This is a genomic window from Xanthomonas sp. A1809 (assembly GCF_017746015.1).
GTDB lineage: Bacteria > Pseudomonadota > Gammaproteobacteria > Xanthomonadales > Xanthomonadaceae > Xanthomonas > Xanthomonas euvesicatoria.
On sequence record NZ_JAGHWZ010000009.1, the window covers coordinates 146,645 to 165,345 of the forward strand.

At 65.5% G+C, this 18,701-nt stretch carries 14 protein-coding genes; 5 read left to right on the forward strand and 9 right to left on the reverse strand.

Translation table 11 applies throughout. The annotated features are described in order from the left end of the window. Together J7396_RS13365 and J7396_RS13370 are read left to right on the forward strand one after the other, a co-directional pair. Entirely contained in the window at window positions 1-309 is a 309-nt protein-coding gene (locus J7396_RS13365; RefSeq protein ID WP_209261574.1) for a 2Fe-2S iron-sulfur cluster-binding protein, read from the forward strand. 22 nt (window positions 310-331) lie between these two features. Further along, complete coding sequence (locus J7396_RS13370) at window positions 332-1,552, forward strand: FAD-dependent oxidoreductase (RefSeq protein ID WP_209261575.1); 1,221 nt, start codon at window positions 332-334, stop codon at window positions 1,550-1,552. Window positions 1,553-1,707: 155 nt separating this feature from the next. On the opposite strand, the gene J7396_RS13375 is transcribed toward J7396_RS13370, so the two are convergent. After that, window positions 1,708-2,598: a LysR family transcriptional regulator gene (locus tag J7396_RS13375; protein WP_008577914.1), complete on the reverse strand. Its 891-nt coding sequence runs from the start codon at window positions 2,596-2,598 to the stop codon at window positions 1,708-1,710. Window positions 2,599-2,707: 109 nt separating this feature from the next. On the opposite strand from J7396_RS13375, the gene J7396_RS13380 reads away from it, so the two are divergent. Both J7396_RS13380 and J7396_RS13385 read left to right on the forward strand, forming a co-directional pair. Beyond that, window positions 2,708-4,279 carry a proton-conducting transporter membrane subunit gene (locus J7396_RS13380; RefSeq protein WP_008577913.1) on the forward strand — a complete coding sequence of 524 codons (1,572 nt, stop codon included), beginning with the start codon at window positions 2,708-2,710 and terminating at the stop codon, window positions 4,277-4,279. Between the two features lie 27 nt (window positions 4,280-4,306). Continuing rightward, window positions 4,307-6,688, forward strand: a complete 2,382-nt coding sequence (locus J7396_RS13385; RefSeq protein WP_209261576.1) for a DUF2309 domain-containing protein — start codon at window positions 4,307-4,309, stop codon at window positions 6,686-6,688. Window positions 6,689-6,834: 146 nt separating this feature from the next. Here J7396_RS13385 and guaA read toward each other — a convergent pair whose 3' ends face one another. The 3 genes from guaA to folD form a co-directional block, all read right to left on the reverse strand. Continuing rightward, on the reverse strand, window positions 6,835-8,400 hold the full coding sequence (gene guaA, locus J7396_RS13390; protein ID WP_014090311.1) for a glutamine-hydrolyzing GMP synthase: 1,566 nt from the start codon (window positions 8,398-8,400) through the stop codon (window positions 6,835-6,837). A gap of 121 nt (window positions 8,401-8,521) precedes the next feature. Then, window positions 8,522-9,979, reverse strand: coding sequence for an IMP dehydrogenase (guaB, locus tag J7396_RS13395; protein ID WP_008572372.1), 1,458 nt, complete (start codon window positions 9,977-9,979; stop codon window positions 8,522-8,524). A 181-nt stretch (window positions 9,980-10,160) separates the two neighbouring features. Next, window positions 10,161-11,072: a bifunctional methylenetetrahydrofolate dehydrogenase/methenyltetrahydrofolate cyclohydrolase FolD gene (gene folD, locus J7396_RS13400; RefSeq protein ID WP_011347659.1), complete on the reverse strand. Its 912-nt coding sequence runs from the start codon at window positions 11,070-11,072 to the stop codon at window positions 10,161-10,163. 49 nt (window positions 11,073-11,121) lie between these two features. Here folD and J7396_RS13405 point away from each other — a divergent pair, with 49 nt between their 5' ends. Continuing rightward, the gene (locus J7396_RS13405; protein WP_014090312.1) at window positions 11,122-11,442 is read left to right on the forward strand and encodes a DUF1244 domain-containing protein; all 321 of its coding nucleotides are present in this window, start codon (window positions 11,122-11,124) and stop codon (window positions 11,440-11,442) included. A gap of 270 nt (window positions 11,443-11,712) precedes the next feature. Here J7396_RS13405 and J7396_RS13410 read toward each other — a convergent pair whose 3' ends face one another. The 5 genes from J7396_RS13410 to lapB form a co-directional block, all read right to left on the reverse strand. Further along, on the reverse strand, window positions 11,713-13,563 hold the full coding sequence (locus tag J7396_RS13410; RefSeq protein WP_209261577.1) for a monovalent cation:proton antiporter-2 (CPA2) family protein: 1,851 nt from the start codon (window positions 13,561-13,563) through the stop codon (window positions 11,713-11,715). A 173-nt stretch (window positions 13,564-13,736) separates the two neighbouring features. Next, window positions 13,737-14,630 carry a UTP--glucose-1-phosphate uridylyltransferase GalU gene (galU, locus tag J7396_RS13415; RefSeq protein WP_008572379.1) on the reverse strand — a complete coding sequence of 298 codons (894 nt, stop codon included), beginning with the start codon at window positions 14,628-14,630 and terminating at the stop codon, window positions 13,737-13,739. Then, window positions 14,630-16,537 carry a nucleoside-diphosphate sugar epimerase/dehydratase gene (locus J7396_RS13420; protein WP_046931922.1) on the reverse strand — a complete coding sequence of 636 codons (1,908 nt, stop codon included), beginning with the start codon at window positions 16,535-16,537 and terminating at the stop codon, window positions 14,630-14,632. Before J7396_RS13420 ends, galU begins: the two co-directional genes overlap by 1 nt. Window positions 16,538-16,550: 13 nt before the next feature. Then, window positions 16,551-17,519 carry a glycosyltransferase family 4 protein gene (locus J7396_RS13425; RefSeq protein ID WP_209261635.1) on the reverse strand — a complete coding sequence of 323 codons (969 nt, stop codon included), beginning with the start codon at window positions 17,517-17,519 and terminating at the stop codon, window positions 16,551-16,553. Then, a complete protein-coding gene (gene lapB, locus J7396_RS13430) occupies window positions 17,519-18,697 on the reverse strand; it encodes a lipopolysaccharide assembly protein LapB (protein WP_003489647.1) in 1,179 nt (392 codons plus the stop codon). Before lapB ends, J7396_RS13425 begins: the two co-directional genes overlap by 1 nt. Window positions 18,698-18,701 lie beyond the last annotated feature (4 nt).

An 18,701-nucleotide genomic window follows, 5' to 3' on the forward strand; every position in this document is an offset into this window, starting at 1 on the left:
ATGCCCACCATCACCTATATCGAACCGAGCGGCGAGACCGTGGCGGTCGACCTCGCGCCGGGATGGACCCTGATGCAAGGGGCCATGCATCACGGCATCGATGGCGTCGAAGCGCAGTGCGGCGGCTCCTGTGCGTGCGCCACCTGCCATTGCTACGTGGAGGCCGGCGGCCAGGACCTGCCACTGCTGGACATGGAGGCCGGCATGCTCGACAGCGTGGCGGCCGAACGGCGCAGCAACAGCCGGCTGGCGTGCCAGCTCGTACCGACATCGGACATGACCGTACGCTTTCCGGATCGGCAGACATGAGCCTGCGCACGGCAGGTGTGCGATGAGCGGCATGGTCATCGTCGGTGCGGGTCAGGCGGGCCTGCAGACCGCCGAATCCCTGCGCAGCGGCGGCTATACGGGCTCCATCGTCTTATTGGGGGACGAGCCCTGCGCGCCCTATCACCGTCCACCGCTCTCCAAGGGGTTTCTGCTGGGCGAGGTGAGCGAGACCCAGCTGTACATTCGCGCACCCGAGGCCTTGAACCGCAAGGGCATTCAGTGGCACGCCAGCGCCCGGGTGATGCGCATCGAACACGCCACCCGCACGCTGCACCTGGATGACGGCAGCACCCTGGGCTACACGGGGCTGTGTCTTGCCACCGGCGCACGCGCCCGCCGGCTGGAGGTCCCAGGCGCCGGGCTCGGCCATGTCTGCATGTTGCGCAACATGGCCGACACTCGCGCGCTTGCCGCGATCCTGCCGCACACCTCGCAGGTGGTGGTGATCGGTGGCGGCTTCATCGGGCTGGAATTCGCCTCCATCGCCAGGCGGCTCGGCAAGCAGGTCGTTGTGCTGGAGGCGGCCGATCGGCTGATGGCGCGCGTCGTCAGCCCGCAACTGGCGAACTTCTTCCTTCGCCTGCATCGAGACAACGGCGCGACCATCGAACTCGGCGCCAACGTCAGCGCATTGAGCGGCAGTCGCGGCGTGGTGACTGCCGTCCACACCGCGGACGGGCGCGTGTTTCCGGCAGACCTGGTCGTCGTCGGGATCGGCGTCATCCCCAACGGCGAACTGGCCCAACAGGCCGGATTGGCTTGCGATCGCGGGGCATTGATCGTGGACGCGTGCGCGCGCAGTAGCAGCCCCGGCATCGTCGGTGCCGGCGACTGCACGGTGCGGCAGCGTGCAGGCAGCAGTTTGCTGCGGCTGGAGTCGGTCCAGAATGCAATCGAACAAGCCAAATCCGCTGCCGCCTCACTGCTGGGCGAGCACCGCCCCTACCCTGCATTGCCCTGGTTCTGGTCGGAGCAGTACGAGGTCAGGCTGCAAATGGCCGGCTTTGCCGCAGGCCACACGCAGGCGGTGGTGCGCGGCGACCTGGCGACCAGCACGTTCTCCCTCTTCTACTACGCCCATGGCGAACTCTGCGCCGTGGACTCGATCAATCGGCCACAGGATCATCTGGCGGCCCGCAAGCTGCTCGAACTGGGACGCTCGCCGACGCCGCAGCAAGCTGCCGACCCCAACTTCGCGTTGACCAGCCTCATCCCCGCCTAGCAATGCGGCTGGTCGATCCGGCTCGAGCCCGCGCGCCTGCGCTTCGGCGGTGCGGCTGCACGCGCGCCTTGCGTTCAAGACCGCACCGCAGCAGCTTGGTGCCTCCCGTCAATGCATGGGTCTGCAGCCTGCCCGCAGATGGCAACCGAGCGGCATTACGGGCTGTCTGGCCTGGTCGAGGGCTGCAGCAGAAGCCTGAGCAGAGGATTCGGGAAACGTCGCGACATGGTCACCGCATGGAAGGTCTCCACGATGTCCGGCAATTGATCGCCTTCCATCAACGCGCCAGCGGCAATCTCGTCCTTGACCACGATCGGCGGAAGAACCGCCAGGCCGATGTCCTCGCGGGCAAGCAGTCGCATCATCGCCATGTCTTCCACTTCCGCCACGATCTGCGGCCGCACGCCCAGCCGGTCGGCCAATGCGTCGAAGCCGATGCGCACGCTGCTATCCACCGTCGGCAGGATGATGGGGTGGCTGCGAAGGCGGTCGGCGAAGCTGGCCGCATGGCCCAGGCGATCCGGCGTCCCCACCAGGCTGACCGGGTACTCCGCGAGCCGGTGAGTGACGAAGGGGGACAGCGCGTCGCCGGCAGGTGCCCGATTCAGCAGCACCACGTCGAGATTGAGCGCCTCCAGTGCGCGCAGCAGTTCACCCGCGCTGCCCGAACGCAGGATGAGGTCGATGTCGGTGCGGCCCAGCAGCGGCCGCAGGAATTCCATCTGGAAGTTGCGCGACAGCGTGGCAAGCGAGCCGACCCGCAGCGCCTGCCGCGCCGCACCTGTCTGCCGCAGCGTGCCGAGCAGTTCATCGCCGGTGGCAAAAATCGCATCGGCATGGTCGAGCACGATCTGTCCGGCCTCGGTCAGATGCAGTTGTCGCCCGCGGCGTTCGAACAGCGCATGGCCCAGGCGCTCCTCCAGCTTGCGGATTTGCACCGAAAGCGCCGACTGGGTGAGGTTGAGACGCTCGGCAGTACGGGTGAGATTGCCGTCGTGCGCGACCGCCCAGAAGTAGCGCAGATGGTTGTAGTTCAAGGCGGCCATATCGTTCGATAATAACGAACGAATCCGCAAGAACAATGAATTTTTATCCAACCCCACCGATCGCTATCGTGGCGCGGCCCGCCACCACGTTCGTTCTTAGGGGATTGCCTTGTCGCTCTATCTACTCCCACTGTTCGCACCACTCCTGTTGCTGACCGCCGCTGTCGTCGCCTTGGGGCGCGGCGGTCGGCCTCCACTGAAGATTCCCCTCCTCGCCGAAGGCGCCGCGCTCGGCGCGCTCTGCATCGCGATCGCATCGCTGGCGCTGGTGCTCTTGCGAGGCACCGGCGCCAGCCCGCTGATCGGATGGGGCGATATCGGCCTGTCCGCGCGGCTGGACGCGGTCAGCGTGACGATGCTCCTGCTGGTGGCCTTCGTTGGCTGGATCGTGGTGCGGTACGCGCGCACCTATCTCGACGGCGAGGCACGCCAGGGCTATTTCACCGGGTGGCTGTGCATGGCGCTGGCAGCGGTGCTGCTGCTGGTGCAGGCCGGCAACCTGGTCCAGGTCGTCATCGCCTGGATCGCCACCAGCATCGCGATGCATCGCCTGCTGCTGTTCTACCCCGAGCGCGTCGAGGCGCAGCGCGCCGCACGCAAGAAGCGCGTGTTCTCCACCACCGGCGGTATCGCCCTGACCTGCGGCGCGGTGCTGATCTGGAAAAGCATGGGCACGACCGATATCGCCACGATCAATGCGCTGGCCGCGCGCGGGCAGCACTCCTGGGCGCTGGTCGCGGCGGCCGCCCTGATCGCACTCGCGGCGGTGCTGAAATCGGCGCAGTTCCCGACCCACGGCTGGCTCACCGAGATGATGGAAGCGCCCACGCCGGTGTCGGCCTTGCTGCACGCCGGCGTGGTCAACGGCGGCGGCTTCCTGCTGATCCGCTTTGCCGACCTGATGCTCGCCGCCCCCGGCGTGCTCGCCGTGCTGGCCATGCTGGGCGGGTTCACCGCCTTGTTCGGCGCGCTGGTGATGCTGACCCAGCCGGCGGTCAAGACCTCGCTGGCCTGGTCCACGGTCGCGCAGATGGGATTCATGATGCTCCAGTGCGGTCTGGCGCTGTTTCCGCTGGCCCTGCTGCACATCGTGGCGCACTCGCTCTACAAGGCGCACGCGTTCCTGGCCTCCGGCGGCGCGGTCGAGCAGGTGGCGGCCATTCGCCGGCCCGGGCCGGTCGCCGTTCCGAACGGGTCGGCGGTCGGCCGCGCATTTTTGATCGCACTGGCGATCTATATCGGCATCGGCACTGCCTTCGGGTTCACCTTCGGCTTCGAGCACAAGTCGCCACAAGCGCTGGCACTGGGCGCGATCCTGATCTTTGGTGTCGCCTACCTGCTGGCCCAGGGCCTTGCCGATGCCGCGCCACGCCCTCTCACTCGCAGGACGGCGATCTACGCCAGTGCCGCAGCGATCGGCTACTTCGCGCTGCAGACCGCTGCCGAATGGCTGACAGCCGGCGTGCTGCCGGGCACGCCCGCACCGGGGCGGCTGGAGTGGACGCTGATGACGCTCGCAGTACTGAGCTTCGGGCTGGTGGCGGTGGCGCAGGCGCTGTTTCCGCTCTGGGCCTCGCACCCCGCGGCCGCCGGGCTCCGCGTCCACCTCTCCAATGGGCTGTATGCCAACGCCACGATCGATCGCCTGCTCGGCGGCTGGTCCATTCGCAAGACCTCCTGAACCCCTTCACCCCAGGCCCCCACGCTGATGACCACCACGCCCACCGCCATACCTGTGTCCCTGTCCCACGATGTGATCATCGCCGCCGCCCAACGTGCGGCACGCGCCATTCCGCCGCTATGGCCGCTCGCCTCCAGCGTCGCGGTCAACCCCTTCCTCGGCCAGGCCAGCGAGCCGTTGGAAATGGCGGGGGCGCGACTGCGGCGCGCGTCCGGTATCGCGATCACCATGCCGCGGTCCTGGTATGCAGAGCGGCTACAGTCCGGCCAGATCGCCGAGCAGGATCTGCAAGCCGCCTTGCAGAACGCGCCGGCAGCCCTGCGGCCGCCGAACTTGCCCGCCCTGAAACAGGCGGTCCAAGCCGCACGCCCTGCCCCGCAGGCGCTCCCCACGGTCGCCGAGCTGGCCCGCGACGCGGATGCGGTCGACTGGCCCGGCATCGTCAACGAGCGCATCGGTCACTGGGCAGCCGGCTATTTCGACCACGGCCAGGCGCTCTGGGCGGTCGGCCAGTCCGGTGGCGCCTACAGCACCTGGCGGATCATCGCGACCCACGATCTGACTCCGGAAATCGCCGGCCTGGCAGGTTTCGCACGCTATGTGGCGGAGGCGCCGGCCAATGCCGAAGACGCCATCGTCGACTGCGTCGCTCGCCTGGGACTTTCGCAGGACGCACTGGACGATTATTTCCACCGCTTGCTGACCACATTGGGCGGCTGGGGCCAGCTCGCCCGGTATCGGCTCTGGCAGGCAGAGTTGAGCGGCGCAACCGATGCATGCGTCACCGATCTGCTCGCCATCCGCCTGCTCTGGGAAGCCGCGCTGCTGGGCAACGGCGCCTGCACGCTGGTGCCTGGCTGGCAGAGGGCCGTTGCCGCCTACGCCGAGCCGGTCGCTGCAACGTCGGACGATGTCATCGACAGCATCCTGCAGGAAGCGGCCGAACGTGCCGCGCAGCGCAAGCTCAACGCCGTGCTGGCCGCGCCATCGCCGGCCCAGGTCGCATCTGGGCGTGTGAAGCTGCAAATGGCGTTCTGCATCGATGTGCGCTCGGAAGTCTTCCGCCGCGCGCTGGAAAGCCTCGATTCGGGCATCCAGACCCTCGGGTTTGCAGGGTTTTTCGGCTTGGGCATCGGGCATCGCCGGTTTGCCTCGGACGTGGTCGAAGCGCGCCTGCCCGTATTGCTCACGCCAGGTGTGACCACCTGCGCGGCAGATGCAACGTCGTCGGCAGCCGCCTCCGACCTCAGCGCACGGATCGCGGCACGTGCCAAGCGCGCCTGGGGCCGCTTCAAGCTGGCGGCCATTTCCTCGTTCGCCTTCGTCGAGGCCACCGGCCCGATCTACGTCGCCAAGCTGCTGCGCGACGGGCTGGACCTGGAGACCCGGCTGACCATGGCCACGCGCATCCTCAAGGCGATGTCGTTCACCGGCGGCTTCGCCCGGCTGGTGGTACTCGCCGGCCATGGTGCGAAAGTGGTCAACAACCCTCATGCGAGCGCGCTGCACTGCGGCGCATGCGGCGGCTATTCGGGCGAAGTGAACGCGCGGTTGCTCGCCTCGCTGCTCAACGATAGCCAGGTGCGCGCCGGTCTTGCCGCACGCGGCATCGTCATTCCCGTCGACACGTTATTTCTGGCTGCACTGCACGACACCACGACCGATGCGGTCACCCTCTACACCGCCGATCACCCTTCGCCCGGGCATGCCGAAGATCTCGCCCAAGCGAGGCAGTGGCTGGCCGCAGCCGGGGCGCTGGCGCGCGGGGAACGTGCCGTGCGCCTGCCCCGCGCGCATCGCAGCCAGGACATCGCACATCGTGCCCGCGACTGGGCCGAGATTCGCCCCGAATGGGCACTTGCCGGCTGCCAGGCCTTCATCGCCGCACCCCGCTCGCGCACTGCCGGGCGCGATCTGGCCGGACGCGCCTTCCTCCACGACTACGACTGGCGCTACGACGACGGCTTCGGCGTGCTGGAGTTGATCCTGACCGCACCGGTCGTCGTCGCCAGCTGGATCAGCCTGCAGTACTACGGATCCACCGTCGCGCCCGAGAGTCTTGGTGCCGGCAACAAGCTGCTGCACAACGTCACCGGCGGCATCGGTGTGGTCGAGGGCAACGGCGGGATCCTGCGCACCGGGTTGCCGTGGCAATCGGTGCATGACGGCCAACGCCTGACCCACGAGCCGCTGCGGCTCTCCGTGCTGATCGAAGCACCGCCCGAAGCGATCGCCACCATCCTCGAACGCCACCCGCAGGTCCGCGCCCTGTTCGACAATCGCTGGCTGCACCTGTTCGCGCTGGACGACGAAGGCCGCATGGCGCACCGCTATCTCGGCAACCTGCGCTGGGAGACGTGTTTCGGGGATGCGCCTTCGGAGAGCAATCGCACGGCCCTCCTCGCGTAAGACAGGTTCTTGCTCGACTGTGCCCCCGCTCGTGGATGGCGGGGGCGAACCTGGAATCTACTTCCAAGCTCGGAGCAACGCCGCCCGATCAGATCATCGGTGCGGCGATTTCGATCGCCGAAACAGTGGGTTCGGCAGACCGGCGGTCACTCCCACTCGATCGTCGCCGGCGGCTTGCCGGAGATGTCGTAGACCACGCGCGACACACCACGCAGTTCGTTGATGATGCGGTTGCTAACGGTGCCGAGGAAGTCGTACGGCAGGTGCGCCCAATGCGCGGTCATGAAGTCGATGGTCTCCACCGCGCGCAGCGCGATCACCCATTCGTAGGCGCGGGCGTCGCCGACCACGCCGACCGACTTCACCGGCAGGAACACGGCGAAGGCCTGGCTGGTCTTGTCGTACAGGTCGGCCTTGCGCAGTTCGTCGATGAAGATCGCGTCGGCCTTGGCCAGCAACTCGGCGTACTCGCGCTTCACTTCGCCCAGGATGCGTACGCCCAGGCCGGGGCCCGGGAACGGGTGGCGATACACCATGGTGCGCGGCAGGCCGAGTTCCACGCCAAGGCGACGCACCTCGTCCTTGAACAATTCGCGCAGCGGCTCGACCAGGCCCAGCTTCATGTGCTCGGGCAAGCCACCGACGTTATGGTGGCTCTTGATCACGTGCGCCTTGCCGGTCTTGCTGCCCGCCGACTCGATCACGTCCGGATAGATCGTACCCTGCGCCAGCCACTTGGCATTGGCCAGCTTGTTGGATTCTTCGTCGAAGATCTCCACGAACAGGTTGCCGATGATCTTGCGCTTGGCTTCCGGGTCGCTGACGCCTTCAAGCTTGGCGAAATAACGGTCGGCGGCGTTGACGCGAATCACCTTGACGCCCATGTGCTCGGCGAACATCGCCATCACCTGGTCGCCTTCCTGCCAACGCAGCAAGCCGGTATCGACGAACACGCAGGTCAGCTTGTCGCCGATCGCCTTGTGCAGCAGCGCGGCCACCACCGACGAATCGACGCCGCCGGACAACCCAAGAATCACTTCATCGTCGCCCACCTGTTCGCGCACGCGCGCGATCTGGTCCTCGATGATGTTGGCCGCGGTCCACAGCGTCTGGCAGCCGCAGACATCCACCACGAAGCGGCGCAGCAAGGTCTGGCCCTGCAAGGTATGCGTCACCTCAGGATGGAACTGCACGCCGTACCAACGCTTGGCTTCGTTGGACATGGCCGCCACCGGGATGCGGTCGGTCGTGGCGGTGATGGTGAAGCCCGGTGGCACCTGCGACACGTGGTCGCCGTGGCTCATCCATACATTCAGGCGCGAGGCGCCGGCGTGGTCGGTGAGGCCGGAGAACAAGGCATCTGCCGCCACCACGTCCACTTCGGCATGGCCGAATTCGCGTTGATCCGCTGCCTCGGTCGCACCACCCAATTGCGCGGCGAGGGTCTGCATGCCGTAGCAGATACCGAACACCGGCAGGCCGCTATCGAACACTTCCTGCGGCGCCACCGGTGCGCCCGGCAACGTGGTCGACTCCGGGCCGCCGGACAGGATGATGCCCTTGGCACCGAAACCGGCAATCTCCGACGGATCGTGATCCCACGCCCAGATCTCGCAGTAGACCCCGATCTCGCGAATACGCCGCGCAATCAGCTGGGTGTACTGCGCACCGAAATCGAGGATGAGGATCTTGTCGGTATGGATGTTGGTCATTGAGAGCCGGGAATCGAGAATCGGGATGAGGGAATCGCAACAGCAAACGCAGCGCCGACCGCTATCGGATGAGGAGGCGGCGGGCTCTTACGATTCCCGATTCGCGATTCCCCATTCCCGGTTACCCGGCGCGATAGTTCGGCGGCTCTTTGGTGATCTGCACGTCGTGCACGTGGCTTTCGCGCTGGCCGGCGCCGGTGATCTTGACGAACTTGGGCTTGGTCCGCATGTCTTCGATGGTGGCGCAGCCCACATAGCCCATGGTCGCGCGCAGGCCACCGATGAGCTGATGGATGATGCCGCCGACCGGCCCGCGATACGGCACGCGGCCCTCGATGCCTTCGGGAACCAGCTTGTCGGCATCGGAGGCATCCTGGAAGTAGCGGTCCTTGGACCCCTTTTCCATCGCACCCAGGCTACCCATGCCGCGGTAGCTCTTGTAGCTGCGGCCCTGGAACAGTTCGACCTCGCCCGGCGCTTCTTCGGTACCGGCCAACAGGCCGCCGACCATCACCGTCGAGGCACCGGCCACCAGCGCCTTGCCGATGTCGCCGGAATAGCGGATGCCGCCATCGGCAATCAAGGGGATGCGGTCCTGCAGCGCTTCGGCCACCATGTCCACCGCAGTGATCTGCGGCACGCCCACGCCGGCAACCACTCGCGTGGTGCAGATCGAACCCGGGCCCACGCCGACCTTGACCGCGTCCGCACCGGCATCCATCAACGCCAATGCCGCATCGCCGGTGACGATGTTGCCGCCGATCACCTGCAGCTGCGGATAGGTCTTCTTGACCCACGCCACGCGATCGATCACGCCCTGCGAATGGCCATGCGCGGTATCGACAATCACCACGTCCACGCCGGCTGCGGCAAGCAGCTCGATGCGCTGCTCGGTATCGCCGCCCACGCCCACCGCCGCGCCCACCAGCAAACGCTTGGCGCTGTCCTTGGCGGCATTGGGGTTGTCGGTCTTCTTCTGGATGTCCTTGACCGTGATCAGGCCGCGCAGCTCGAAGCTGTCGTTGACCACCAGGACCTTTTCGATCCGGTTGCGATGCAGCAGCTCGAGCACTTCCTCATCGCTGGCGCCTTCGCGCACGGTAATCAGGCGGTCCTTCTTGGTCATGATGTGGCGGACCGGATCGTCGAGCTTCTTTTCGAAGCGCATGTCGCGGCTGGTGACGATACCGACCAGTTCGCTGCCATCCACCACCGGCACGCCGGAGATGTTGCGCGCGCGCGTCAGTGCCAGCACTTCGCCGATGGTCGTGTCGGGGCTGACGGTGAACGGCTCGGTGATCACGCCGGATTCGAACTTCTTGACCCGTGCCACTTCGCCGGCTTGCTGCTGCGGGGTCAGGTTCTTGTGGATGATGCCGATGCCGCCCAGCTGGGCCATGGCCACCGCAAGACGGTGTTCGGTCACTGTGTCCATTGCCGCCGACAGAATCGGCAGTTTCAGGCGCAGGTCGCGCGTCAGCCGGGTTTCCAGGCTGACGTCCTTGGGCAGGACGATCGAATGAGCGGGGACGAGCGAAACGTCGTCGTAGGTGAGAGCTTCAGCCTGGATGCGTAGCATCGGCGGACCCGAGTTTTGGGGAAGCGCGGCATTTTAACGCATTGGGGCCAGGATGGGGGAGTCGGGATTCGCAACAGCGCGCCCTGCACCGTCCGCCGTTCGCTTGTTTGTCAGGATGCCGATGGCCGGCCGATCCCGGATGCAATCCGGATCGGCCGACGCGTGCGCTTGGCCGCTGCGGTTAACCAATCCCCAATCCCGAATCCCCACTCTCGGCGGCATCGGCGGCCTCGATGGTGTTCTGCATCAGCGTGGCCACCGTCATTGGCCCTACCCCGCCCGGCACCGGGGTGATCCAGGCCGCGCGCTGCGCGGCGGCGTCGAAGCCGACGTCGCCCACCAGGCGGCCATCATCGAGCCGGTTGATGCCGACATCGATCACCACCGCGCCCGGCTTGACCCATTCGCCCGGAATCAGGCCCGGGCGGCCCACCGCCACCACCAGGATGTCGGCATTGCGCACGCTCGCTTCCAGCACATCGGGCGGGGTGAATTTGTGGCAACTGGTGACCGTGCAGCCGGCGATCAATAGCTCCAACCCCATCGGCCGGCCCACGTGGTTGCTCACCCCCACGATGGTGGCGTTGCGGCCGCGCACCGGTTGGTCGGTATGCCCGAGCAAGGTCACGATGCCGCGCGGCGTGCACGGGCGCAGCCCGAATTCGCGCAAGGCCAAGTGCCCGACATTCTGCGGATGGAATCCGTCCACGTCCTTGCGCGGGTCGATGCGCTGAATCAGCCGGTTGGCATCGGGGATGCCCGGCAGCGGCAGCTGGATCAGAATGCCGTGGATCTTGGGGTCGGCATTGAGCTCATCGATCAGCGACGCCAGCTGGGCTTCGCTGGTGCCCTGCGGCAGGTCGTAATCGAAGGCTTCGATGCCGACCTTCTCGGCCGCGCGCCGCTTGTTGCGCACATACACCGACGATGCCGGATCGCCACCGACCAGCACCACCGCCAACCCGGGTCGCGCCTTGCCGGCGGCCAGCCGCGCATCCACCCGCAGCTTCAATCCGTCGAGCAATTCCTCGGCAATGCGGCGACCATCGAGAAGGCGGGCCGAAGCGGAGGCAGCTGGCGCAGAAGCGGTCATGGGGCGTCAGGTGTAGAGTCGAAGGCCGTCTATTGTCCCCGATTCCGCCATGACCGACACCACCTCACGCACCGATTCAAGCACCACTTCGATCGAAGCGGCAGCATTTCGCCGTCTCTTGCAGCATCTCAACCAGGACCGTACCGATGTGCAGAACATCGACCTGATGATTCTCGCCGGCTTCTGCCGCAATTGCCTGGGCGACTGGTACCGCGAAGCGGCCGAAGCGCAAGGCCAGGCCATGACCAAGGAACAGGCGCGCGAAGCCATTTACGGCATGCCATTTGCCCAGTGGAAACAGCAGCATCAGAAAGACGCCACGCCCGAGCAGTTGGAAGCCTTCGCCGCCGCCCAGCGCAAGCATGGCTAGTAGGCATCGGTGAGCGCGCCTGCCAGAACGTCCCGTCAATCTTTGGCGGGATGTGGGCGCACTGAGGAGCCGGAGCGCCCGAGCGATCCGTACCGCATCGAGCAGGGGTGGCGCACCCGACGCCTGCGCAGGCGTGTGTGCCCGCTCCTGGCGGCCAACAAGACCTAGTGAGCAGTCGTCCAATCGCGGCTATCGCGCCGGACGACTGGCGCACCGCATCGCGCACTGGCCATGCCGCGGAGCGCCTGCGCAGCGGTTTGTGGGCCGCCCTTAGTCGCGCGTCTGTGTCTCTGCTGGCTCAGCCTGCGGCACCGCATCGGGATTCAACGTGCGGCTGCCGCGACGCGGCCGCGTGAACGGCGTGGGCCGGGGCGCGGTCGGCACGGTGTTGCCATACATCAGCTTGGCTCCGGCGCGTGCATCGCCGGCAGCAATCTCCAGTTCGAAACGCTCGGCATCGCGGCGGCGGATCTGACGCGAAATCATGCCGGCTTCGTCCTCGTCCACCCCCAGCTCCACCAGCGCCACTTTGCCGAAGAGCACCGCCGACTCGAAGGTCTCGCGGATCTGGTAATCCACTCCCGCAGCGACCAACTGCAGCGAATGCTGGCGGTCGTACGAACGCACCAGCAGCTTGGCATGCGGGAACTCGCGCGTTGCCAGCTCGACGATGCGATTGGCCGCCTCCTGGTTGTCGACGCACACCGCAATCGCACGTGCGCTGTGCGCGCCGGAGGCGTGCAACACATCGAGCCGGGTGCCGTCGCCGTAGTAGATCTTGAAACCAAATTCTTCCGCGCTCTGGATCATCTCGATGTCGTTATCGATGATGGTCACATCCACGTCGCGCGCCAGCAGCGACTGACTGGCCACCTGTCCAAAGCGCCCGAAGCCGATGATCAGCACGCTGCCGGTCTGGCCACTGGCTGCTTCCACGCCATCCAGCGAGACCGCCGCCGCCGGCGTCAGCCGCCGTTGCAGCAGCACGAACAATGGCGTCAGTGCCATCGACAACACCACAATCGCTGTCAGGCTGGCATTGACCTGGGCATCGATGACGCCGGATGCCGACGCGGCGGCAAACAGCACGAATGCGAATTCGCCGCCTTGCGCCATCAACACACCACGGTCCAGTGCCTGGCGATGGTCGCTGCGCATCAGCCGCGCCACCGCATAGATGCACACGCCCTTACCCACCATCAGGGCCAGCACGCCCACCACGATCAGGCGCCAGTCCGCCGCCACCACGCGCAAGTCCAGGCTCATGCCGACACCGAGAAAAAACAGCCCCAGCAGGATGCCGCGAAAAGGTTCGATATCCGCTTCGATCTGATGCCGGAACGTGGACTCGGACAACAGCACGCCGGCCAGGAACGCCCCCATCGCCATCGACAGCCCGCCCACCTGCATCAACAGCGCGGCGCCCAGTACCACCAGCAATGCTGCTGCCGTCATCACCTCGCGCGCCTTGGATGCGGCCAGGATGCAGAACAAGGGATTGAGCAGCCAACGCCCGGCCGCCAGCAAGCCGACGATGCAGGCCAGACCGACTCCGATTCCCTGCCAACGCTGCGATGCCGCCTGCGGGTCGCCGCTGGCTCCCATCCAGGCCACGATCGCCAGCAACGGCACGATCAACAGGTCTTCGAACAGCAGGATCGCCACGATCTTCTGCCCCGGCGGCAAGGCGACGTCGCCACGCTCTGCCAAGAGCTGCATCACCACGGCAGTGGATGTCAGCACGAAACCGGACGCCGCCACGAAGGCCACCGGTAGCGCAAAGCCGAGCAACATGCCGACGCCGGTCAACACCAGCGCGCAGACCGCGATCTGCAGCGTGCCGAGTCCGAAGATTTCCTTGCGCAAACTCCACAGGTGCGAGGGGCGCATTTCCAGCCCGATCACGAACAGAAACATCACCACGCCCAACTCGGCCACATGCAGGATGGCTTGCGGCTCGTTGAACAGGCCCAAGCCGAACGGACCAATTGCCAGTCCCGCTGCCAGATAACCCAACACCGAGCCCAGGCCCAGACGACGGAACAACGGGATTGCCACCACGGCAGCGCCGAGCAGCACAACCACGTTGATCAGTTCACTGGATTCGGCAGGTTGGCTCATGCCCGGATTCTAGCGGCACTTGCGCGGCCCCAGCCTGCATCAGGGTGCGCATCTTTGTCCCCGCTTGGGCTTGCCAAGCCGAGCTCTGCCGGCGCGGCAAGGCATACGGCAAGCCCCTAAACGACGAACGACGCCAGCTGGCGTCGTTCGTGGAAACAGCGATCAGGCAACACTCAGCCGCGCGCGTCGGCCTGGGCCAGTGCATTGCGCAGGATTTCCTTCGCTGGGCCGCCATGCTTTTCGTGCTCAAGCGCGAAATGCACGGTGGCTTCGATCAGGCCGATGTGCGCGCCGCAATCGAAACGGCGACCTTCGAAACGGAAGGCATCGACCTGCTCTTCCTTCAGCAACTCGGCAATCGCATCGGTAAGCTGGATTTCGCCGCCCGCGCCTGCACCGGTGGCTTCGAGCAGGTCGAAGATCTTGGGGCTCAGCACGTAACGACCGACCACGGCCAGGTTGCTTGGCGCGACTTCCGGCTTGGGCTTTTCGACGATCGCGTTGATGCGGCCCTTGCGGCCGTCGAACGCGTCGGTGGAAACGATGCCGTAGCTGGCGGTCTTGTCGTGCGGCACGTCTTCCACGGCGATCACGCTGCCGCCCGAGGCCTCGGCCACATTGGCCATCTGGGTCAGCGCAGCATCGCCGCGGTTCCACATCAGATCGTCCGGCAGCAACACCGCGAACGGCTCGTCACCGACAACGGCCTTGGCACACAACACCGCATGGCCCAGGCCGAGCGCCTCTGCCTGCGTGACAAAAATGGCGCGGACGCCCTCGGGCAATGCATGGCGCACCAGCTCCAGCTGCTCCAGCTTGCCTGCGCGCTCCAGCTTCTGCTCGAGCTCATAGGCTTTGTCGAAGTAGTCGGCAATGGAGTGCTTGTAGCGGTTGGTAACGAAGATCAGCGTATCGCAACCAGCCTGGATGGCTTCGTCGACGGCGTACTGGATCAATGGCTTGTCGATGATTGGCAGCATTTCTTTCGGCACTGTCTTGGTTGCCGGAAGAAAGCGGGTCCCAAGACCTGCGACGGGGAATACGGCCTTGCGAATACGCTGGCTCATTACAGTCTTCTGACCTCACGTGCGGGGAATGGAACGACCGTATCAGATCGCGCGTCGACTTTCCGTCGAGCAGCCGCGAAATCCGGCATCAGGCTGCCCAATACAGTCTCCATCGCGTTGATGTCATAGCGGTTAACGGCCTCGCGCAAGCGCGTCACCAGCTGCAGCACCTGCTCATGCGAGAACTCGCGCACACCGGCTTCCAGAATCTTGGGATGCGCGGTGGGACGATAGTCTTCGTCGGAATAGAACAGCGTCTCATGCAGCTTCTCGCCCGGCCGCAGGCCGGTATAGAGAATCGCCACGTCCTTGCCCGGCTGCTTGCCGGCCAGTCGGATCATCTGCTCGGCAAGCAAGCGAATCGGCACCGGCTCGCCCATGTCCAGCGTATAGATCGCACCGTGCGATGCAGATGCAGCCGCCTGGATGACCAACTGGCAGGCTTCGGGGATGGTCATGAAGTAACGCGTGACATCCGGATGCGTCACGGTCACCGGGCCGCCCTGGCGGATCTGTTCGCGGAACAACGGCACCACGCTGCCGGCCGAATCCAGCACGTTACCGAAGCGCACGGTGATGAAGCGCGTCGGCGCATCGCGCGCGTCAAGGCTCTGGCAGATCATTTCTGCATAGCGCTTGCTTGCGCCCAGCACATTGACCGGCTCGACCGCCTTGTCGGTGGAAATGAAGACGAATGTCTCGATACGTGCCCGCTGGCAGGCGCGCGCCACGTTCTCGGTCGCCAGCACGTTGTTGCGCACCGCCTCGCGCAACTGCTCTTCCAGCAACGGCACCTGCTTGTACGCAGCCGCATGGAAGACGGCGTCCGGCGTGGCAGTGTTCAACGCATGCGCCACGACCGCCGGGTCGCCGCAATCGCCCAACACGCGCACCACTTCGATATCCGGAAACAGCCGGCGCAGATCCGAGTCGATGGTCAGTAGCGCCAGCTCGTCGATTTCCAGCAGCACGATCCGGCGCGCGCCATGGCGTGCGCACTGGCGGCAGACTTCCGAACCGATCGAACCACCGGCGCCGGTCACCATCACGGTCTTGTTGGTCAGCCAGTCGCGGATCAGGCGCCAATCGGGCGTGACCGGCTTGCGGTTGAGCAGGTCCTCGATCGCGACCTCCTTCAACTCGCCCGGCAAGGAGCGCCCCTCCAGCACGTTGATCAGCTTGGGCACCATGCGGAACGGCAGGCCGGTGCTTTCGCAAATCGCCACCACGCGCTGCATGCCGGAGGCATCCAGCGATGGAATCGCGATCACCAGCAATTTGGCAGCGGTCTCTTTGGCGATCGCGGCGGCCTGGTCCAGATTGCCCAGCACATTGAGGCCCTGGATCTTGGCGCCATGCAGGTTGCTGGCATCGTCCAGATAGCCAATCGGCACAAACGCGCCGGTACGGCGAAGATCGCGCACCAACCCTTCGGCGGCGCGCCCGGCGCCGAGGATCAGCACGCGCCGCCCCGCATCACCGGAATGCGCGATCTGGTAGTCCTTCCAAGCGCGATACAGCAGACGCGGCGTACCCAGCATGGCCGACAACGCAAAGGGATAGACCACCAGCACCGACAGCGGCACGCCATCCAGACGGTCGTACGCCAACGCCAGCACGATTGCGACCAATCCGAGAAAACTCGACTTGAAGATGTTCCACAGGTCCGGCACCGAGGCGAAGCGCCACAACCCGCGATACAACCCCATCTTCCAGAACACCAGGCCCTGCGCCACCAACACCACCGCGGTGCGCCAGTCCCACAGCGGCAGATCGGGCGCGTCGCGTAGCATCGAGTAGCGGCCGGCATGCAGGAGCTGCCAGCACACCCACACCATTAGCAGATCATGTACCACGACCGCTATCTGCGGCAGGGCCTTGGTCAGACGGTCACGCCAGGAAATCATAAAAGTCCATTAGTCAGGAATTGCGCAATCCATCGCGCAGAAAATGCCAGATTGCAGTGGTGCCCATGCCCCATGCCAGCGCGCCGGACACCTGCAGCCAGAACGGATCATGACGGATTAGCAGGTACAAGCAGACGGCAATGAGGCTGAAAGCGAAATAAACGCACGTTACCGGAACGTGCGTCTCAAGACGACGCGCCAGACGTTGATAGACGTGCTGGGCATGCGGTTCCCACCAGCGTTGCCCAGAAAGCATGCGAGCAAGCAGTGTGAAGCCGGCGTCTACAACAAAGACCGTCAACGGGAACCAGCTGATCCACCAGCTCACCTGACCACCCGCTACGTTCAGCGCCAATAGCGCCGCCAGCACATAGCCGAGCGCACCGCTGCCGCCATCGCCCATGAAGATGCGTGCACGTGGGAAATTGAACGGCACGAACCCAAGGCACGCCGCTGTAACCGCCAGACCTGCCCACGACCAACCGGCAGGCGCTACCAGCGAGAATCCGAGCGCGGCCAACGCCGCCTGGGTGCTGGCCAGCCCATTGATGCCATCCATGAAATTCCAGACATTGATCAATACCACGGACGCAGCGGCAGTCAGCAATCCATCCCACACGCTGCCCGTGTCATGCCAAACCAAGGCGCCCAATGCCGCCGACGCGGCCAGGTGAATCGAAAACCGCAGCCTTGCCGAAAGCGGACGGTGGTCGTCCCACCACCCTACGCCGGCCACGGCGATCAGGCCCGCTGCGAACCAGCAGACCGTCAGCCGCGACGTCGGCCACAGCGCGCAAGCTGCAACGCAGCCCAGCAAGATCGCCGCCACAATCGCCATACCGCCGCCGCGCGGGGTAGCGACCACGTGGCTACGCCGTTCACCGGGATGATCGAGCAGGCGGCGGTGCAAGGCATAGCGCCGCAGCCCCCAGGTCCCCAGTGCCGCGACCAGCAGGTGCAGCGCGCACCACAGCCACGCCATCAGACCACCGCGTAGTTCAACAGCGGTTTGACCGTACCCCATTCCTTGCAGCTCGGGCATTGCCAATGATGCGTTTTGGCACCGAAGCCGCAGCGCGTGCATCGGTAGCTCGGATTGCGCACCAGCAATTGGTCGGTGATGTGCTTTAGGTCCTGCAAGGTGCCGACCGGGTCGCTTCCCTCGGCCAGGGTGAGATCGATCAACGCCGACTCACCACGCACCGACGGCCGATCCTTGAGCTGGCGGCCAAGATAGGCCAGCGCAGGCGCGACGCCATCCTGGGCTTCCATCAACTGGGTCAGCGCCAGCACCGGAGCGATGCCGCGATAGTGCTCGGTCATCTCCGACAGGAAGTTGCGCGCCCCAGCGATATCGCCGACCCGTCGATACGCGGCCATCAATGCAGGAATGATCTCGGGCAGGTATTCCGGATCATGCCGGGCCGCCCGTTCGAAAGCGCGCACTGCCGCTTCGTCGTGACCGCGCTCGGCTTCGATGCGCCCTTCCAGAATGCCGGCGCGCACGGAGGTGCCATCGGCCTGGTAGGCACGTGCGATGGCTTGTAGCGCATCGTCGGTCTTGCCCAGGCCGCGATAGCGATCAGCCAGTTCGCATTCGAATTGCGAGATCAGTTTGCCCATCGGCTCGCCGGTCACTTCTTCATAGCGGGTGGCGTTGTCGATCGCCTTTTCCCAATCGCGCTCGGCCTGATAGATGCCGATCAGATGGCGCAGCGCCTGCGGCGCACGCTGGTCCAGTTGCGCCAACTCGGTAAAGACCGTTTCGGCACGATCCAGCAGACCCGACTTCATGTAGTCCTCGCCGAGCGCCAGCAAGGCCTGGACGCGCTGCTGATCGGTCAGGTCGCCACGCTGCACCAGGCCCTGGTGCAGGCGGATCGCACGGTCCACTTCACCACGGCGACGGAACAGATGCCCCAACGCGACCTGGGTCTCGAAGGTTTCCTTGTCCAGTTCGGCGATATGCAAGAACAGCTCGATCGCCTTGTCCGGCTGCTCGTTGAGCAGATAGTTCAACCCACGGAAATAAGTACTGGAAAGACGACTGACCTGCGTGTCGCCGTGGCGTTGACCGCCACGACGGCCCACGATCCAGCCGCCTAGCGCAGCCAGCGGCACAAACAGGAAGAACCAGATCCACTCGGTCAGAAAGTCCATACGT